The following is a 15,114-nucleotide window of genomic DNA, read 5'->3' as shown; positions in this document are numbered from 1 at the left end:
AGCGGCCCGCCCTTTTCACCGCCCTGTGCGCTGGAAGTCCAATGAAATGACGTTGCCTTCCTGGCGGGCCTGGAACGGCGTGCCCTGCCGGAGCTGGATGGTGATGCGCACATCCCGCCCCGACGCGCTCGGATCCACCCGGAGCACCGGCGAGGCGAAGAAGGACGTGTCCAGCGGCAGGGTGTTGTTGCTGGAATCCACGCGGGTGTTCTCCAGCTCCAGCACCACCACGCGCCCCTGCTCCGACACGGAGTAGCTGACCGGCTCGTTGGTGCGGACGAAGACGCGCGAGGCGGAGGCCTGCGGCTGGAACCCCACCAGCGTCAGCGTCTTGCGGCGCGAGGACACCGTGACGTCCGAAGACGCCCCGCCCTGCCGCGAAGGCTCCACCGACGGCTGGCGGCGCTCCCGCGACGCGCGGGCCTCGGCCTGACGCTGGCGGCGCTCCTCGGCGGCGGCCTCCTGCTGGGCCCGGCGCTCCTCCGCCGCGGCCCGCGCGGCGGCACGGCGCTCCTCGGCGGCGGCGGCCTGGGCGGCCCTCCGCTGCTCCGCGTCGGCCCGGGCCTCGGCCTTCCTCCGCGCCTGCTCCTCGGCGGCGGCCCGCTGCTGGGCCTGACGCTCCTCGGCGGCGGACCGCGCGGCCTCCTCCCGGCGCTGCTGCTCCTCCGCGGCGGCCTGGGCGGACGCACGTGCCGCCTCCTCCCGGCGCCGCTGCTCGTCGGCGGCGGCCTGCGCGGAGGCACGCGCCGCCTCCTCCTGGCGCTCGCGTTCCGCCTCGGCCCGAGCCTGCTCCTCCTGCTGGCGCTGCGCGGCGGCCCGAGCCTCCTCCTGGCGCCTCGCCTCGGCCTCCGCGTCACGCGTCGCCGCGGCGGCGGCCTGCGCCTGGGCCTCACGCTCGGCGCGCGCGGCGGCGGCGGCCTCCGCGGCGGCCTGCTCCTGGGCCTGGCGCTCCGCCTCGGCGGCAGCGGCGGCCTCCGCGGCGCTGCTCCCCGCCTGGGGCTGCTCGGCGCCCTGGGCCTGCGCGACGGCCGGCCCCGCGCCGCCCGCGACGCTGACGATGAGCTGGTTGCCAGTGGCCTGGATGTCCGCCTCCACCTCGCGTTCGTAGCCGATGAGCACGCGCGCGATGGAGGACGCCTCGGAGCCGTAGCTGGCGGTGCGGATCCCCGTCACCGTGCCATTGCCCACCTGGATCTCGTCGGACACGCCGGAGAAGGTGGCCTCGGAGATGTCGATGACGAGCCGCGGCGGGTCCGTCATGGTGAACGTGGTGAAGTTGGCCTTCTGCGTGCCGGTGATGGTCACCGTCCCACCCCTCACCTCCACCGCGGTGATGGTGTTCAGGTTCGTGGCGGGTGCCTGCGCGAGCGCCACGAAGGGCACGAGCACCATACCAAGCAGCCACGCGGCAAACGGCTTCATCGACCACACCCCTTCACGTTGACAGAAGAACGTGGAGGCTATCACGCAGCAACGTGCCTCCAACTTTCCGTCCAGACGCGTCTAACGCAGCCGAGGCAGGCTCGGCGAGCGATACCGGTGGGTCCGCGCGTACTCGATGAGGTTCTTGATGTCGTAGCAGATCTGCCGGATGTCGTGCCCCATCGTCAGCTCGATGTGGCTGTTGCCCTTCACCGGGCGCCAGAGGAGATATTCGCTCTTCGCGGCGCGATACACGCTGCGCGTGGACTCCAGCGAGGCCAGCGGGTCCAGGTCCCCGAAGATGATGGCCATGGGGACCTCGATGCGCCCGAAGCCCCGCTTGAAGTCGAAGCCGGTGCGGTAGCAGACCATCTCTCCGCGGCGAATCCACCGCGCGAACTGCTCCAGCACGCGGCGCGGCTCCCGCTCGCCGCCTTCGCGCAGCAGCCAGCGGATGTCATCCGCGCTCACCCGCTCCGGGTTGATGAGCCGGTTCAACCGCGTGGTGAGTTGTTGGTACAGCCGGGAGTCCTCCGCCTTCGCGAGCTGCCGCTCCAGCGTCTTGAGGATGATGTCCACCGGCACCGCGTCGAAACGCAGCTTCTTGCGCGCTTGAGGCGTCAGCCGCCGGCCCAGGCCCTTGTTCACCAGGCCCGCGCCCCGCGCGAGCAGCGAGCGGCCCACGCCCTCCACCTTCCCGCCCACGTTGAGGCTGGCGAGCGTCAGGTCGATCATCCCCGCCAGCATCGGCGCGCCGTGCGCCAGCAGGCGCAGCAGCATGAAGCCGCGCCCCAGGTCCGCCGGGGAGCCGATGGTGATGAGCCCCTCGAAGTCGTTGTGGATGCCGGCGTAGCCGTAGCCCAGCATCCCGCCCATGGAGTGGCCGCAGTAGAAGATGCGCTCGCGCCGGGTGATGCGCTTCACCCCGGACACCGCCGCGGGCAGGTCGTAGAGGAAGTAGCTGTCGATGTCCCAGCCGTAGTCGAGGTCCGGCGGCAGGGGGCGCTTGAAGCGCTCGGCGCGCTCCTTCTGGAACGCGATGGAGCTCTTGCCGTGGCCGCGCAGCTCCAGGATGTGGATGTCCACCCCGAAGAAGAGCAGGTTCTTGACGAACTGCCCGCTCGTCCAGGTGTGCCGGTTCTGTGAGAAACCGTGCACCAGCAGCAGGGGCTCGCCAAACAACGGTTGCGGAAAAGGCTGCTTCACTGGACGGTAGCGGGTGATGACCAGCGACCAGCCGTCCGCCGTCTCCACGACGTACTTCGTCTTCGAGTAAAGCGCCCTGAAATCGACTTCGTCGATGGAGGGGATGGGCGGCCCCGGTGTCGCGGCGGCTCTCCAGTCCGGCAGGCGCATGTCTTGAATCTACGGCGGCTGCTGCATCGCGCCAAGGTTTCGATACAGGCGAGCCTTCATCATCCCGACAAGGAACAGTGAGCCTGTACAAAGGACGAGGTCGTTCCCGGCTGCCCGCTTGCGCGCGGCGGCGAGCGCGGTGTCCGCGTCGGGCCAGGCCGTCACGTCCGCACACAGCGCGCGGGCCTCGGAAAGATAGGACTCCGGGGCGAGCGAGCGGGGTGTCTCCAACGGCGTGAGCTGCACCGAGGCGCACGCGGGAAACAGCGCCCGCATCATCGGTCCCCGGTCCTTGTCCCCCACCACGCCGAAGACCAGGTGGACGCGGCGCCCCGGGTAGAGGTCACTCAGCGACGCGAGCAGCACCTCCACGCCCGCCGGGTTGTGGGCCCCGTCCAGCAGGAGCACGGGCTGCTGGCCCACCTCCTCCAGCCGCCCCGGCCAGCACGCCGACGCCAGGCCCGCGCGCGCGGCCTCGGGCGGGACGGTGACGCGGCGCTCCTGCAAGGCCTCCAGGCAGGCGAGCGCCACGGCGGCGTTCTGCCGTTGGTGGGGGCCCCGCAGCGCCAGGGACAGCGCCTCCAGGGACCACGCGGCCCCGCGGTACGACAGGTGGCCAGAGGGCTGACGCTCGCCGGAGAAGTCGCGGCCCTCCAACCGCACCGGCGCCCCCACCTCGTCGGCCTTGCGCAGGATGGCCTCCAGGGCCTCCGGGGCCTGCCGCGCCACGACACACGGCACGCCGGGCTTGAGGATGCCCGCCTTCTCGCCCGCGATGGCCGCCAGCGTGTTGCCCAGGTACTCCATGTGGTCGAAGGACACGGGCGTAATCGCCGTCACCACCGGGCTGGCGGCGGTGGTGGCGTCCAGCCGGCCGCCCAGGCCCGTCTCCAGCACGGCCACGTCCACGCGCACCCGGGCGAAGTGCCACAGGGCCACCACGGTGCCGAACTCGAAGTACGTCATGGGCGAGGACACCGCGCTGGGGTAGCGCTCCAGCACCTCCAGGATGCGCAGCCCGAAGTCCGCGTCGGAGATGTCCTCGCTGTCCACGCGGATGCGCTCGTTGACGCGCACCAGGTGCGGCGACGTGTAGAGGCCCACGCGGTGACCGGCCGCACGGAGCGCGGCCGCCGTCAGGGCGCAGGTGCTCCCCTTCCCGTTCGTCCCCGCGACGTGGAGCGCCGGGTACTGGCGCTCCGGGTGGCCCAGCGCGGCCAGGGCCTCCCGCACGCGCTCCAGCCCCAGCTTGATGCCGGAAGGGTTGAGCCTCGAGAAGAAGGCCAGCGCTTCTTCGGGTGTCCGGGGCGCGCTCACGCGCTCAGCCCAGCAGCCCCAAAATCTGGCCCAGCTTCGCCCGCAGGTCCTTGCGGTGGACGATGCCGTCAATCATGCCGTGGTCCAGCAGGAACTCGGAGCGCTGGAAGCCCTCCGGCAGCTTCTGGCGGATGGTCTGCTCGATGACGCGCGGGCCGGCGAAGCCGATGAGGGCCTTGGGCTCGGCGAGGATGACGTCCCCCAGCCAGGAGAAGGACGCGGCCACGCCGCCGGTGGTGGGGTTGAGCAGCACGGAGATGTACGGCCGCGTGCCGGTGCGGAAGCGGGCGATGGCCGCCGACGTCTTGGCCATCTGCATGAGGGAGAAGATGCCCTCCTGCATGCGCGCGCCGCCGGACGCGGAGAAGACGATGGCGGAGCACTTCAGCTCGTGCGCGCGCTCGAAGACGCGGGCCACCTTCTCGCCCACCACCGAGCCCATGGAGCCGCCCATGAACTCGAAGACGAAGCAGCCCACCGACACCTGGTGGCCCTGGATGCGGCCCACGCCGGAGATGAACGCGTCGGGCTCCCCCAGGTTCTTCCGCGTGGACTTCAGCCGGTCCTTGTACTTCTTCGAGTCACTGAACCCGAGCGGATCCTGCGGCTCCAGCGCCTGATCGAACTCCTCGAAGCTGTCCGGATCCAACAGCGTCGCCAGCCGCGCGCGCGCCGCCCAGTAGTGGTGGTGCTCGCAGTGCGGACACACCATCCAGTTCTTCTCCAGCTCCTGGCGGTAGATGATCTCATCGCACGTCTCGCACTTCGCCCACAGGCCCTCCATGCGGGACGGGCGGGGCTCGGCTTGCGGTTCGGTGTCGACGGCGATGCGCGGCTTCTTCGAAAACCAGGCCATGGGGTGGGCGGGGTTAATCCGGCCGCTTTCGGCCGTCAACCCCTCCGTATGGCGCGCCGCGTCTACAGCTCGAAGGTATCCCCCAGCTCCAGCACGTCCACGGGCAGCTCGGCCAGCTCCTTCTTGAGCTGCGTCACGAAGGCGGGCTTGAGGTGATACAGCAGCACCGAGGCGCCGTTCCGCTCGAACTTCTGGAGCTCCAGGCCCAGCGTGTGCGGCGTGAGGTGGCCGGAGATGTCCGCCAGGGACTGGAGCTTGTTGGGGAAGGACGTCTCCAGGAGCAGCGCCTTGAGGTTCTTCGTCTCGTTCAGCGCCTTCCACAGCTTGTCGGTGGGCCCGGTGTCGCCGCTCATCGCCAGGGCGCTCTTGCCGTTGGAGACGATGAAGCCACACGACTCCACGGGGTGGCTCACCGGCACGCTGCGCACGCTGTAGGGCCCCACCTGGAAGCTGCTCCCGGCGCGGAAGGTCTTGATCTGCAGCACGGGCTGGCGCTTCGTCGGGATGCGGGTGAAGTCCGGCCACAGCGCGTTGTTGAACATGTTCTCGCGCAGGGCCCGGGCGCACTCGCGCGAGGCGTGGATGGTGACCGGCGTGTCGCGCCGGCCGATGACCAGGTCCGCCATCAGCGGCAGGTCCTTCACGTGGTCGAAGTGGCTGTGCCCCACCAGGACGTGGTCCACCCGGCACAGCTCCTCCAGCGACAACGTCCCCGTGAGCGCCCCCGCATCGAGCGCCAGCACGTCATCGACGAGGAAGCAGGTGCTCTTGCAGGTGGGCAGCTCGCCGCCGTGGCAGCCGAGGACTCGCAGCTTCACGCTAGAGGTCTCCGAACTTCCACTTCATCTCCAGGTATTGGAGGAAGTCGTGCAGCCTGGCCGTGTCCGGCACGGTCATCCGGTCCCCATTCCGCTCCACCAGGCCGGACCGCTCCAGCCGGTCCACCACGCTGCGGACGGCGGGCTCCCCCACCCCAATCACGCGCGGCAGCTCCCGCGCCGAGAAGTCGATCTCCACGCCCTCGTCCACCGGGCGGCCCCGCCCCTGGCAGGTCTGGATGATGTGGTGCACCACCCGGCTGGCCGGGTCGTGGTGCAGCAGGTTCTCGATCTGCGCGTCCGCCTCGGAGAGCCGCTCCGCCAGCTTCTTGATCATCCGGACGGCGATCTCCGCGTTGCCGCGGATCATCCCCTCGAACGTCTTGGGGTCGATGACCAGCAGCCGCGCGTCCTCGTTGACGGTGGCGGAGGCGTTGCGCGGCTTGTTGGAGATGATGGCCATCTCCCCGAAGAACTCCCCGGGGCCCAGCACGGCGAGGACCTTCTCGACGTCACGGACCCGCTTGGAGATGGCCACCCGTCCTGCCTGGATGACGAACATCTCCTTGCCGGCTTCTCCCTCGCGGAAGAGCTCGGTGCCCTGGGGGAACTCCTTGCCGAAACGTTGAAAGAGGGTTTCCTCGGCGCCCATCCTGCATAGGAGTCAATCAGCCCACACTCGCCCGGTCAAATTCCCTTTTCTGTGCGCGGCGGTGGGACAGCCACCACGCCACGCGAGACACCGGCGCGGTGGCCGGGTAGAAGGCCGCCCGTGGGAACGACCTACAAGCAGTCCGGAGTGGACATCGAGGCCGGCGACGCGTTCGTCGAGCGCATCAAGCCCCATGCCGCGCGCACCATGCGCCCAGAAGTCATGGGCGGCGTCGGTGGATTCGGCGGTCTGTTCGCCCTGCCGCCAGGCAAGTACCAGCAGCCGGTGCTGGTGGCCGGGACGGACGGCGTGGGCACCAAGCTGAAGGTGGCCTTCGCCGCCGGACGCCATGGGACGGTGGGTATCGACCTGGTGGCCATGTCGGTGAACGACATCCTCACCTGTGGCGCCGAGCCCCTCTTCTTCCTCGACTACTTCGCCACCGGCCGGCTGGAGGTCGACGCCGCCGCTGAGGTGGTGAAGGGCATCGCCCTGGGCTGCGAGCAGGCCGGGTGCGCCCTGCTGGGCGGCGAGACGGCGGAGATGCCGGGCTTCTACGCGCGCGGCGAATACGACCTCGCGGGCTTCTGCGTGGGCGTGGTGGAGCGCGCGGCCATCATCGACGGCAAGCGCGTGCAGCCGGGTGACGCGCTCATCGGCCTGCCCTCCTCCGGCCTGCACAGCAACGGCTACTCGCTGGCGCGCAAGGTGCTGCTGGACGACGGGAAGCTGGCCCTGGACGCGACGCCCGAGGGCCTGGACCGGCCGCTGGTGGACGCGCTGCTGGAGCCCACGCGCATCTATGTGAAGGACGTGCTGGCGCTGCTCCAGGCGGTGAAGGTGAAGGGCCTGGCGCACATCACCGGCAGCGGCATCCCGGGCAACCTGCCCCGCTGCCTGCCGGACGGCACGCGCGCGGTGCTGAGCGAGAAGACGTGGCCCAAGCCGCCCATCTTCGACCTCATCGCGAAGCTGGGGAGCGTGGCCCGCGACGAGATGTTCAGCACGTTCAACATGGGCCTGGGGCTCATCCTCGTCGTGGCGAAGGAAGACGTCGCCCAGGCGCTGAGCGTGCTGAGCGGCCGGGGCGCGCAGGCCTTCGAGGTGGGCCGCGTGGAGGCGGGCCAGGGCGAGGCCACGGCGGTCATCGACCCATGAGCGGCCAGCGGGTCCGCCTGGGCGTGCTCGTGTCGGGCAGCGGCAGCAACCTCCAGGCGCTGCTAGAGGCCTGCGCGCGCGAGGACTTCCCCGCCCAGGTGGCCTGCGTGGTGTCCAACGTGCCCACCGCGTTCGCGCTGGAGCGGGCCCGGCGGGCCGGCGTGACGGCCACGGTGGTGGACCACCAGGCCCACGCGACGAAGGCGGACTTCGAGCGGGCCCTGCTGGACGCGCTGCGCGCCGCGAACGTGGAGTGGGTGTGCCTGGCCGGGTTCATGCGCTTGTTGAGCGCGGACTTCCTGGGCCACTACGCGGGGCGCGTGCTGAACATCCACCCGTCGCTGCTGCCGGCCTTCCCGGGCCTGCATGCGCAGCGGCAGGCGCTGGAGCGCGGCGTGAAGGTGGCCGGGTGCACGGTGCACTTCGTCGACGCGGGCACGGACACGGGGCCCATCATCGCGCAGGCGGCGGTGCCGGTGCTGCCGGATGACGACGAGCAGGCGCTGAGCGCGCGGATCCTCGCGGAGGAGCACCGGCTCTACCCGCTGGCCGTGCGGCTCGCGGTGACGGGCAAGGTCGTCCAGGACGCGGCGCGCACGCGCGTGGCGGCGCGGGCCACGGTGGGGGAGCTGGCGCTTCGCAATCCTGGCGCGACGGGCGACCCGGCGTGAGCGGACCGACGGAGCCCGACGAGCAGCCCGCGCACGCCCTGCCCTCGCAGGAGGAACGGGTGGCCGCGCTCCGGGAAGCCCGCGTGGTGCTGGTCAGCGCCTGTCTCTTGGGCGAGGCCTGCCGCTACGACGGCCGCTCCCAGCGCTCCGAGCGCGTCCTGGCCGCGCTGGCCGGAAAGGACGTCGTCCCCGTGTGTCCCGAGGTGGCCTCGGGCCTGCCCATCCCGCGCCCTCCCGTGGACCTGCGCGGGGGCACGGGCGTGGATGTCTGGGCCGGGCGCGCCGTCGCCGTGGAGCGCGCCGCGGGCACCGACCGGACGGAGGCCTTTCAACGGGGCGCCCGGCTCGCGCTCGACGCGGCCCGGCGCTTCGGCGCGACGGTGGCGCTGCTGAAGGAGAAGAGCCCGTCGTGCGGCAGCCAGCGCGTGTACGAGTCCGGCCAGCTCCGCGCGGGCGAAGGCATCACCGCGGCGCTGCTGCGCGCCGAAGGCCTCACCGTCCTCAGCGACGAGGACCTCTAGCGCGGCGCAGTCCCTACCCGCGCGCCGGCAGCGTCCATGAATCGTCGCGCAGCGGCGCGAAGAGCGCGTCCACGGCGTCATCGCTGACCTCCGCCAGCGTGCCGGGCTGCCAGTGCGGCTTGTTGTCCTTGTCCACCAGCACCGCGCGGATGCCCTCGCGGAAGTCCGGCCGCGCCGTCATCGTCTGGCTGAGCCGGTACTCCACGTTCGCCATCTCGTCGTAGTCGCGCGTGCGCCCCATCCGGAGCTGGCGCAGCGTCACCTTCAGGCTGGCCGGGCACATGCGGAGCAGCGCTGCCCACGTCTCCTGTGCCCAGGGCGTGCCCTCCACTTCCAGCGCCTGCTGGATGTCATCCACGCGCTCGGCTGCGAAGCACCGGTCGATGGCGGCGTGCTGCACGCCCAGCGGCGACGTCCCCGCGTCCGCATGGAAGCCCGCCAGCACCGTATCCACCACCGTGCTCGCGGCGCTGGTGCCCCACGGCGCGCCCACCAGCGCGTCCAGCACCGACTCCAGCCGCGCGGACTCCACGTGGTGCGTGGCGTAGCCCAGCCACATCGCATCCGCCGCGCCGCACCGCGCACCCGTGAGGCCCAGGTACGTGCCCGACTCGCCGGGGAAGCGCGGCAGGAACCAGCCGCCGCCTACATCCGGGAAGAGACCAATCGCCGTCTCCGGCATGGCCAGCACCAGCTTCTCCGTGACGACCCGGTGCGTCCCATGAATCGACAGGCCGAGCCCGCCGCCCATGCAGACGCCGTCCACCAGCGCGATGAACGGCTTGCCGAAGTGGTGGATGCGGTGGTTCAGCGCGTACTCGGCGCGGAAGAACTCGCGGGACACCCGCTCCTTCTCGTCGCGCGAGGCGCCCTCCACGGACAGCGCCACGGCGCGCACGTCTCCGCCCGCGCAGAAGGCCCGGCCGCCCGCGCCCCGGATGACGACGGCCTGGATGGCCGGGTCCGCGGCCCACGCGTCGAGCGCCGGGTGCAGCTTGCGGCACATCGCCAGGTTCAGCGCGTTCAGCGCCTTGGGCCGGTTCAGGGTCACCACGCCCACCGCGCCACGCGTCTCGAGCAGGAGGTCGTCCGTCATGGCCCGGGGGATATCAGGCGAGCGGCCCCTTGGGTGGATTCATTGGCCCACCGCGGCCGTGGACGCGCTATGGGGGACGCATGACCTCCGCACTGGCGCCCCTGCGTGCCGTCGTCTTCGACATGGACGGCACCCTTGTCGACAACATGGTGTTCCACAACGAGGCCTGGGTCTCGCTCGCCCGGAAGCTCGGCCTGACGCTGACCGCGGATGACTTCCAGAGCCGCTTCGCCGGCAGGAAGAACGAGGAGATCATCCCCGAGCTGCTCGGCCGCCCCGTGGCCCCGGACGAAATCGAGCGCATCGCCGAGGAGAAGGAGAACCACTACCGCACCCTGTACCGGCCCCACCTCCAGCTTCACCGGGGCGCCGCGGCCTTCATCCAGCGCCTGAAGGAGGCCCACGTCCCGGCGGCCATCGCCACCGCGGCGCCGCAGGGCAACCGCGAGCTGGTGCTGGACGGGCTGGGCATCCGGCCCCTCTTCGCGAACATCGTCGGCGCCGAACAGGTGACGCGCGGCAAGCCCGCCCCGGACATCTTCCTGGCCGCCGCCAGGGCGCTGGGCGTGGCCCCCACCGACTGCCTCGCCTTCGAGGACGCCGTGCTGGGCATCCAGTCCGCCCGCGAGGCCGGCATGACGGTGGTGGGGCTGACCACCGCCGCGCCGGAGGCAGACCTCCGTCAGGCCGGCGCGCACTGGGTGGTCCCCGACTTCACCCTGCTGCCCGCCGAGGTGACGCAGCGCCTCTTCGGCGCACAGGCGCGCTGATCCGCCCCCACCCGGGGCGGCCCCTGGTGAAAAGGACGCCAGCGGCGGGCACGTTGTGTAGTGTTGCCCGCCTCATGGCGACGTCCTCTGCCAAGCTCAAGCTCCCCGCCGGGCCGTCCCGGCATGTCTACGACGTCATCGTGCTCGGCAGTCAGTTGGGCGGTGCGCTCGCGGCGGCCCTGCTGGCGAAGCGCAACCACCGCGTCCTGCTGGTGGAGCACGACGGCATGGGGCCCGGCTACGAGCACGGCGGCTACGTGCTCCCCTACGCCCCCTTCGTCGCGCCGCCGCTCAAGGCCATGCCCGCGGTGGAGGAGGCCCTCACGGAGCTGGGCCTCAACGCCAACGTCCAGCGCACGCTGCGGCCCCATGCGCCGGAGCTGCAGCTCCTCATGCCCCGCAACCGCCTGGACCTCCACGGCGACGACGCCCGCCGCAAGGCCGAGCTGACGCGGGAGCTGGGCGAGGAAGGCGAAACCCTGCTGGGCGCCCTGACCGGCGCCGCCGCGCAGCACGAAGCCAGTGACGCCTTCTTCAAGGCCAGCCCCGCCCTGCCCCCGGACGGCTTCTTCGAGGGCTGGGGCCTGAAGAAGCTCATCCGCGCCCACCCGGGCCTGGAGACGCCGCCCCGGCTCACCGGCGACGCCGCGTCCGTGTCCCTGGTGCGGGGGCTGCTGCCCTTCGTCACCCACCTGGACAGCCCGCAGTCGCCCCTGGCGCTGACGCGGGCCCTCTCCCAGGTGCTGTCCACGCCGTCCTACTTCCCCGGCGGCCATGAGGGCCTGCGGGAGCTGTTCACCCGCCGCGTGGCGGAGCTGGGCGGGGACGTGCTCGGCCGTGACAACCCCGCGGGCTTCATCGTGGAGGAGCTGGCCTTCGACGGCAGCAAGTTCGCGGGCCTCAAGCTGATGCGCTCGGACACCGTGTACCGCGCGGCCTGCCTGGTGGCGGCCACGGACGCGGGCGCGCTGCGGCGGCTGGTGACGGACAAGAAGCACCACCGCGGCCTGCTGGAGCACCTGGACCAGTCCAACACCAGGTCCCTGCTCTTCACCGTGAACTGGGTGGTGCCGGAGACGGCGCTGCCTCGCGGCCTGGGCGAGCTGGCGCTGCTGGACACCGGCGACGCGGAGCTGGGGCCCGTGCTGATCCAGGTCCACCCCGCGCGCGCCGCCGCCGCGCACGGCGGCAAGGAGGCCAAGGAGACCGACGGGCTCCGCGTGGTGTGCGCGGGCGCCTTCGTCCCGGCCTCGGCGCGCGACCTGGGCGAGGAGCACCTCCAGGGGGTGGCCACGCGCATCGACGAGCACCTGGACGCGCTGATGCCCTTCACCGCCCAGCACCGCGTGCTGCGCTCGGCCCCCTACCTGGACGCCGGCGGAGTCCGTGGCAGCCGGCTGCAGCCGCACCCCTTGTTCAGCTTCGAGTCGGAAGCCGTCCTGGGCGTCACGGGTCTGGCCCAGCGCACGCCCGCCAAGAATGTCCTGCTGGCCAACCGGGAGGTCCTCCCCGGCCTGGGCCTGGAGGGCGAGCTGCTCGCGGGCATCCGGGCAGCCCGGATGGTGCAGGACATGTTGAAGAAGAAGGATCCGCTCAAGGGCTGATCCTGGATCTAAGGCTGGATTTCCGGGCCGTTCTCTGGCAGGTTCCGCCGCTCTTTTAATCGGCAGGCGTCCAACGCCCCAGTTTTCAAGGAGTTAGAGGTCATGGCGTGGAAGTGTGACTTGTGTGGCAAGCGTCCGCTGGTGGGTAACAACGTCAGCCACGCGAACAACAAGACCAAGAAGCGGACCCTGCCGAATCTCCAGAAGATCCGGGCCAGCGTTCAGGGCAGCACCCAGCGCGTTCTCGCGTGCACCCGCTGCATCAAGGCGGGCAAGGTGGTGAAGGCCGCTTGAGGTCCTTCCGCTCGAGGGAGGGCATGACGCGCGTCTCACCACCGCGACTGCCCCCCACCGAGCGACTTCATCCCGTGTGGACGCCGCGGCCCCGCCTGACTTCCGGGCGGCGCGGTGCTTCACCGGTGGCATGACGTATTGGCCGCCAGCCGTGCGGTTCGTACCGTCTCTCCCTTTCGAGAAAGCGGTGTGAGCCGTCGCGGGCGCTTTGCGGGCACGCATCCTGGCGCGCCTGTCTGAAGTACGTGGCTCCCCCTCCGGCACCGCACCCCATGAGCGCGGGGTGAATGTCTCGCCGTCAACTGGCGGGAGGTGTCAAGTCGGACTAGGTAAGCTGGCACCGTGAGCAGCGTCAATCTGATGGCCCGCGAAGTGGCCGCGAAAATCGTCTTCTACGGACCCGGCCTGTCCGGGAAGACGACCTCGCTGAGGAAGATCTACGAGACGGTCCGCCCCGCCCACCGCGGCGAGATGATGTCCATCGCCACGGAGGGAGACCGGACGCTCTTCTTCGACTTCCTTCCCGTGAAGGTGGAGCGCGTGGGCGACTGCTCGGTGCGGCTCGCGCTCTACACTGTCCCCGGCCAGGTCTTCTACAACGCCACCCGCAAGCTGGTGCTCCAGGGCGCCGACGGCGTGGTGTTCGTGGCGGACTCGCAGCCGGAGGCCATGGACGCCAACCGCGAGTCCCTGGCCAACCTGGAGGAGAACCTCTTCGAGCACGGCATCCGGTTGGACCGCTTCCCACTGGTGATGCAGTGGAACAAGCGCGACCTGGACGGCGTGCTGCCGGTGGAGGTGCTCCGCAAGGAGCTCAACCCGCGCGGCGTCCCGGAGCAGGAGACGTCCGCCGCCAATGGCCGCGGGGTGCTCGACACGCTCAAGGCCATCACCCGGCTGGTCATCAAGGACCTGCGCGCCAAGCGCATCGTCCCGCCGCCCCGCCCCACCGCGGGCGCGCAGCCCGCGGGCCTGGAGGCGCAGCTCACGCAGCACCTGCAACACCGGCAGCAGCAGCCCGGCGCCGCCGCACCCCAGGCGCCGCAGGGTGGCGGGCCGGTGCCTCGCGTGGCGCCCGTGGCCGTCATGCCGCAGCCGCGCTTGGAGCCGGCCCCCATCCCCGCCCCCCAGCCCGGCCCCAAGCTGCTGGGCGCGGCCAGCGCCCTGGCGCCGGGCGACATGTTCGACCACGCGCGCGCCGCCGAGGCCGCGTTCATGACGGGCGACTACGCCACCTGCGTCACCGCCTGCTCGGATGCCATCCGGCGCGCGCTGGCCTTCGCGGGGGAGGGCTCCCTGGGACAGCAGGCCTTCCTGCTCCGCGTGGACGGCGCCGACCTGCTCCGGCTCCAGGGCTTGGCCACGCAGCCGCACCTGCGCGTGGATGACGCCGCCTTCGCCCTGTACGTGCTGATGCAGGTCTTCGTCCGGCTCAACGCGGTGGGGCTGCCCAGCGCCGAGTAGCCCCGCCCGCGCCGCTCAGCGCGGGAAGCTGAGCTGCAGCAGCCCCATGCGCTGCAGCTTCGCCAGCGTCTTCAGCGTCTCCAGCTCCCGCGCGGGGCTGGCCAGCACCAGCGTGGACACGTCCCAGGCGCCGTTCACCAGCCCGGCGATCTGCCGCTCCTCGGGCTTGAGCAGCGCCTGCCCCTGCGGGTCATGCACCATGACGGGCACCATCAGCGGCGGCAGGTCCGCGTAGAGCGCCGCCACGTGCTCGCGCTGCACCAGCCGCGCGAACTCGCGCACGCGCCGGTCCGCCGGGTCGCTGGCCAGCAGGGACGCGCAGACGATGCCCGCCGCGTCGTACTGCCCCTCGCGCATCAGCACCGCGCCCTTCTCCAGCATCTCCGCCACGGGGTCCGCCTCCACCTGCGGCGCCCCGTCCACCTCCACCAGCTTCGCCCGCAGCAGCTCGTGCACCCGCCGCGTCACCGAGGAGCGGGACACGCCCATGGACAGGCGCAGCCGCCCCAGGTTCTGCGGCGACGTGCACAGCCCCAGGATGATTCGGTGCATCAGCGGCTGGCTGGGGCTCGGCGGCGCCAGCGCGCGCACGCTGAGCGCGTCGATGGGCAGCGCCTTGTCCACGTCGGGCTGCTCATCCACCCACCGCAGGGACTCGAAGAGCAGCTCGCGGATGCCCATGTCGGACGGCACCCAGTCCTCGCCGGAGCGGTCCGCGTCCTCCGTCCAGTGGAACGTGCCGCGGCCGGCGATGGTCAAATCCATCATCGCGGCGAACAGCTCCTCGCGGCCCAAATCGCGAATCCACCGCGCCTGGATGCCGTGAATGTCGAAGGCCGCGTCCACGTCCGGGGTGCGCGCCAGCTCGTCGAAGCCCGCGAGCACCTTCGTCCCGGAGGCCAGCTTGGACAAGGTCAGCAGCCGCGCCACCCGGCCGCGGAGCCCCTCGGCGGCGGTGGCGCCCACCTGGCCGGAGAGCAGGAAGAGTTTGCGCTCGCCCGCCTCCCAGGAAAGCTGGAGCGTTCCCGTCTTGCGGGAGCTGTCCAACCATTGAAGGAACTCAGGAAGCGGATAGCTGAAGAGGTCGCCGTGGAGGGCCATGCGTGTCGGATTCG

The 15,114-nt window shown here is 71.3% G+C and carries 15 protein-coding genes; 7 read left to right on the top strand and 8 right to left on the bottom strand.

Annotated elements, in window-relative coordinates:
* Nucleotides 1-15: 15 nt before the first annotated feature.
* The 6 genes from MYMAC_RS13420 to MYMAC_RS13395 form a co-directional block, all read right to left on the bottom strand.
* Nucleotides 16-1,485 (bottom strand): AMIN domain-containing protein, encoded by a 1,470-nt coding sequence (locus MYMAC_RS13420; protein WP_095958370.1) that lies wholly within the window; start codon nt 1,483-1,485, stop codon nt 16-18.
* Nucleotides 1,486-1,503: 18 nt separating this feature from the next.
* Nucleotides 1,504-2,778, bottom strand: coding sequence for an alpha/beta hydrolase (locus MYMAC_RS13415; protein ID WP_013939285.1), 1,275 nt, complete (start codon nt 2,776-2,778; stop codon nt 1,504-1,506).
* A gap of 9 nt (nt 2,779-2,787) precedes the next feature.
* Nucleotides 2,788-4,020 carry a bifunctional folylpolyglutamate synthase/dihydrofolate synthase gene (locus MYMAC_RS13410; RefSeq protein ID WP_095961573.1) on the bottom strand — a complete coding sequence of 411 codons (1,233 nt, stop codon included), beginning with the start codon at nt 4,018-4,020 and terminating at the stop codon, nt 2,788-2,790.
* A gap of 79 nt (nt 4,021-4,099) precedes the next feature.
* The gene (gene accD, locus MYMAC_RS13405; protein WP_013939283.1) at nt 4,100-4,951 is read right to left on the bottom strand and encodes an acetyl-CoA carboxylase, carboxyltransferase subunit beta; all 852 of its coding nucleotides are present in this window, start codon (nt 4,949-4,951) and stop codon (nt 4,100-4,102) included.
* Between the two features lie 62 nt (nt 4,952-5,013).
* On the bottom strand, nt 5,014-5,769 hold the full coding sequence (locus MYMAC_RS13400; protein ID WP_095958369.1) for an MBL fold metallo-hydrolase: 756 nt from the start codon (nt 5,767-5,769) through the stop codon (nt 5,014-5,016).
* Nucleotide 5,770: 1 nt separating this feature from the next.
* Nucleotides 5,771-6,421 carry a Crp/Fnr family transcriptional regulator gene (locus MYMAC_RS13395; RefSeq protein ID WP_013939281.1) on the bottom strand — a complete coding sequence of 217 codons (651 nt, stop codon included), beginning with the start codon at nt 6,419-6,421 and terminating at the stop codon, nt 5,771-5,773.
* A gap of 120 nt (nt 6,422-6,541) precedes the next feature.
* Between MYMAC_RS13395 and purM the strand changes: the two genes are divergently transcribed.
* From purM to MYMAC_RS13380, 3 genes are read left to right on the top strand one after another with little or no spacing between them, the layout of a single operon-like run.
* Nucleotides 6,542-7,579, top strand: coding sequence for a phosphoribosylformylglycinamidine cyclo-ligase (gene purM / locus MYMAC_RS13390; protein ID WP_013939280.1), 1,038 nt, complete (start codon nt 6,542-6,544; stop codon nt 7,577-7,579).
* Complete coding sequence (purN, locus tag MYMAC_RS13385; RefSeq protein WP_095958368.1) at nt 7,576-8,250, top strand: phosphoribosylglycinamide formyltransferase; 675 nt, start codon at nt 7,576-7,578, stop codon at nt 8,248-8,250. The genes purM and purN overlap by 4 nt, the downstream gene beginning before the upstream one ends.
* Nucleotides 8,247-8,771: a 2-thiouracil desulfurase family protein gene (locus tag MYMAC_RS13380; protein WP_239989515.1), complete on the top strand. Its 525-nt coding sequence runs from the start codon at nt 8,247-8,249 to the stop codon at nt 8,769-8,771. Before purN ends, MYMAC_RS13380 begins: the two co-directional genes overlap by 4 nt.
* A 13-nt stretch (nt 8,772-8,784) precedes the next feature.
* Here the strand turns inward: MYMAC_RS13380 and MYMAC_RS13375 are convergent, their stop codons facing one another.
* Nucleotides 8,785-9,867, bottom strand: coding sequence for an enoyl-CoA hydratase/isomerase family protein (locus tag MYMAC_RS13375; RefSeq protein ID WP_095958367.1), 1,083 nt, complete (start codon nt 9,865-9,867; stop codon nt 8,785-8,787).
* Between the two features lie 80 nt (nt 9,868-9,947).
* On the opposite strand from MYMAC_RS13375, the gene MYMAC_RS13370 reads away from it, so the two are divergent.
* From MYMAC_RS13370 to MYMAC_RS13355, 4 genes are all read left to right on the top strand, one after another.
* A complete protein-coding gene (locus tag MYMAC_RS13370) occupies nt 9,948-10,637 on the top strand; it encodes an HAD family hydrolase (protein ID WP_095958366.1) in 690 nt (229 codons plus the stop codon).
* Nucleotides 10,638-10,711: 74 nt separating this feature from the next.
* A complete protein-coding gene (locus MYMAC_RS13365; protein ID WP_095958365.1) occupies nt 10,712-12,241 on the top strand; it encodes an NAD(P)-binding protein in 1,530 nt (509 codons plus the stop codon).
* 102 nt (nt 12,242-12,343) lie between these two features.
* A complete protein-coding gene (gene rpmB, locus MYMAC_RS13360; protein WP_013939274.1) occupies nt 12,344-12,535 on the top strand; it encodes a 50S ribosomal protein L28 in 192 nt (63 codons plus the stop codon).
* A 342-nt stretch (nt 12,536-12,877) separates the two neighbouring features.
* The gene (locus MYMAC_RS13355) at nt 12,878-13,999 is read left to right on the top strand and encodes a GTP-binding protein (protein ID WP_095958364.1); all 1,122 of its coding nucleotides are present in this window, start codon (nt 12,878-12,880) and stop codon (nt 13,997-13,999) included.
* Between the two features lie 15 nt (nt 14,000-14,014).
* Here the strand turns inward: MYMAC_RS13355 and MYMAC_RS13350 are convergent, their stop codons facing one another.
* On the bottom strand, nt 14,015-15,100 hold the full coding sequence (locus MYMAC_RS13350; protein ID WP_095958363.1) for a DUF4388 domain-containing protein: 1,086 nt from the start codon (nt 15,098-15,100) through the stop codon (nt 14,015-14,017).
* Between the last annotated feature and the right edge of the window lie 14 nt (nt 15,101-15,114).

This window comes from Corallococcus macrosporus DSM 14697, assembly GCF_002305895.1.
GTDB lineage: Bacteria > Myxococcota > Myxococcia > Myxococcales > Myxococcaceae > Myxococcus > Myxococcus macrosporus.
The sequence above is the reverse complement of the archived record's forward strand: the minus strand, read 5'-3'. Positions and strand labels throughout refer to the sequence as shown.

Excerpts from the sequence above, each read along its gene's own strand:
- MYMAC_RS13415 (WP_013939285.1), bottom strand. The coding sequence starts at position 2,778 with ATGCGCCTGCCGGACTGGAGAGCCGCCGCGACACCGGGGCCGCCCATC.
- accD (WP_013939283.1), bottom strand. The coding sequence starts at position 4,951 with ATGGCCTGGTTTTCGAAGAAGCCGCGCATCGCCGTCGACACCGAACCG.
- MYMAC_RS13395 (WP_013939281.1), bottom strand. The coding sequence starts at position 6,421 with ATGGGCGCCGAGGAAACCCTCTTTCAACGTTTCGGCAAGGAGTTCCCC.
- purN (WP_095958368.1), top strand. The coding sequence starts at position 7,576 with ATGAGCGGCCAGCGGGTCCGCCTGGGCGTGCTCGTGTCGGGCAGCGGC.
- MYMAC_RS13375 (WP_095958367.1), bottom strand. The coding sequence starts at position 9,867 with ATGACGGACGACCTCCTGCTCGAGACGCGTGGCGCGGTGGGCGTGGTG.
- MYMAC_RS13370 (WP_095958366.1), top strand. The coding sequence starts at position 9,948 with ATGACCTCCGCACTGGCGCCCCTGCGTGCCGTCGTCTTCGACATGGAC.
- MYMAC_RS13365 (WP_095958365.1), top strand. The coding sequence starts at position 10,712 with ATGGCGACGTCCTCTGCCAAGCTCAAGCTCCCCGCCGGGCCGTCCCGG.
- rpmB (WP_013939274.1), top strand. The coding sequence starts at position 12,344 with ATGGCGTGGAAGTGTGACTTGTGTGGCAAGCGTCCGCTGGTGGGTAAC.
- MYMAC_RS13350 (WP_095958363.1), bottom strand. The coding sequence starts at position 15,100 with ATGGCCCTCCACGGCGACCTCTTCAGCTATCCGCTTCCTGAGTTCCTT.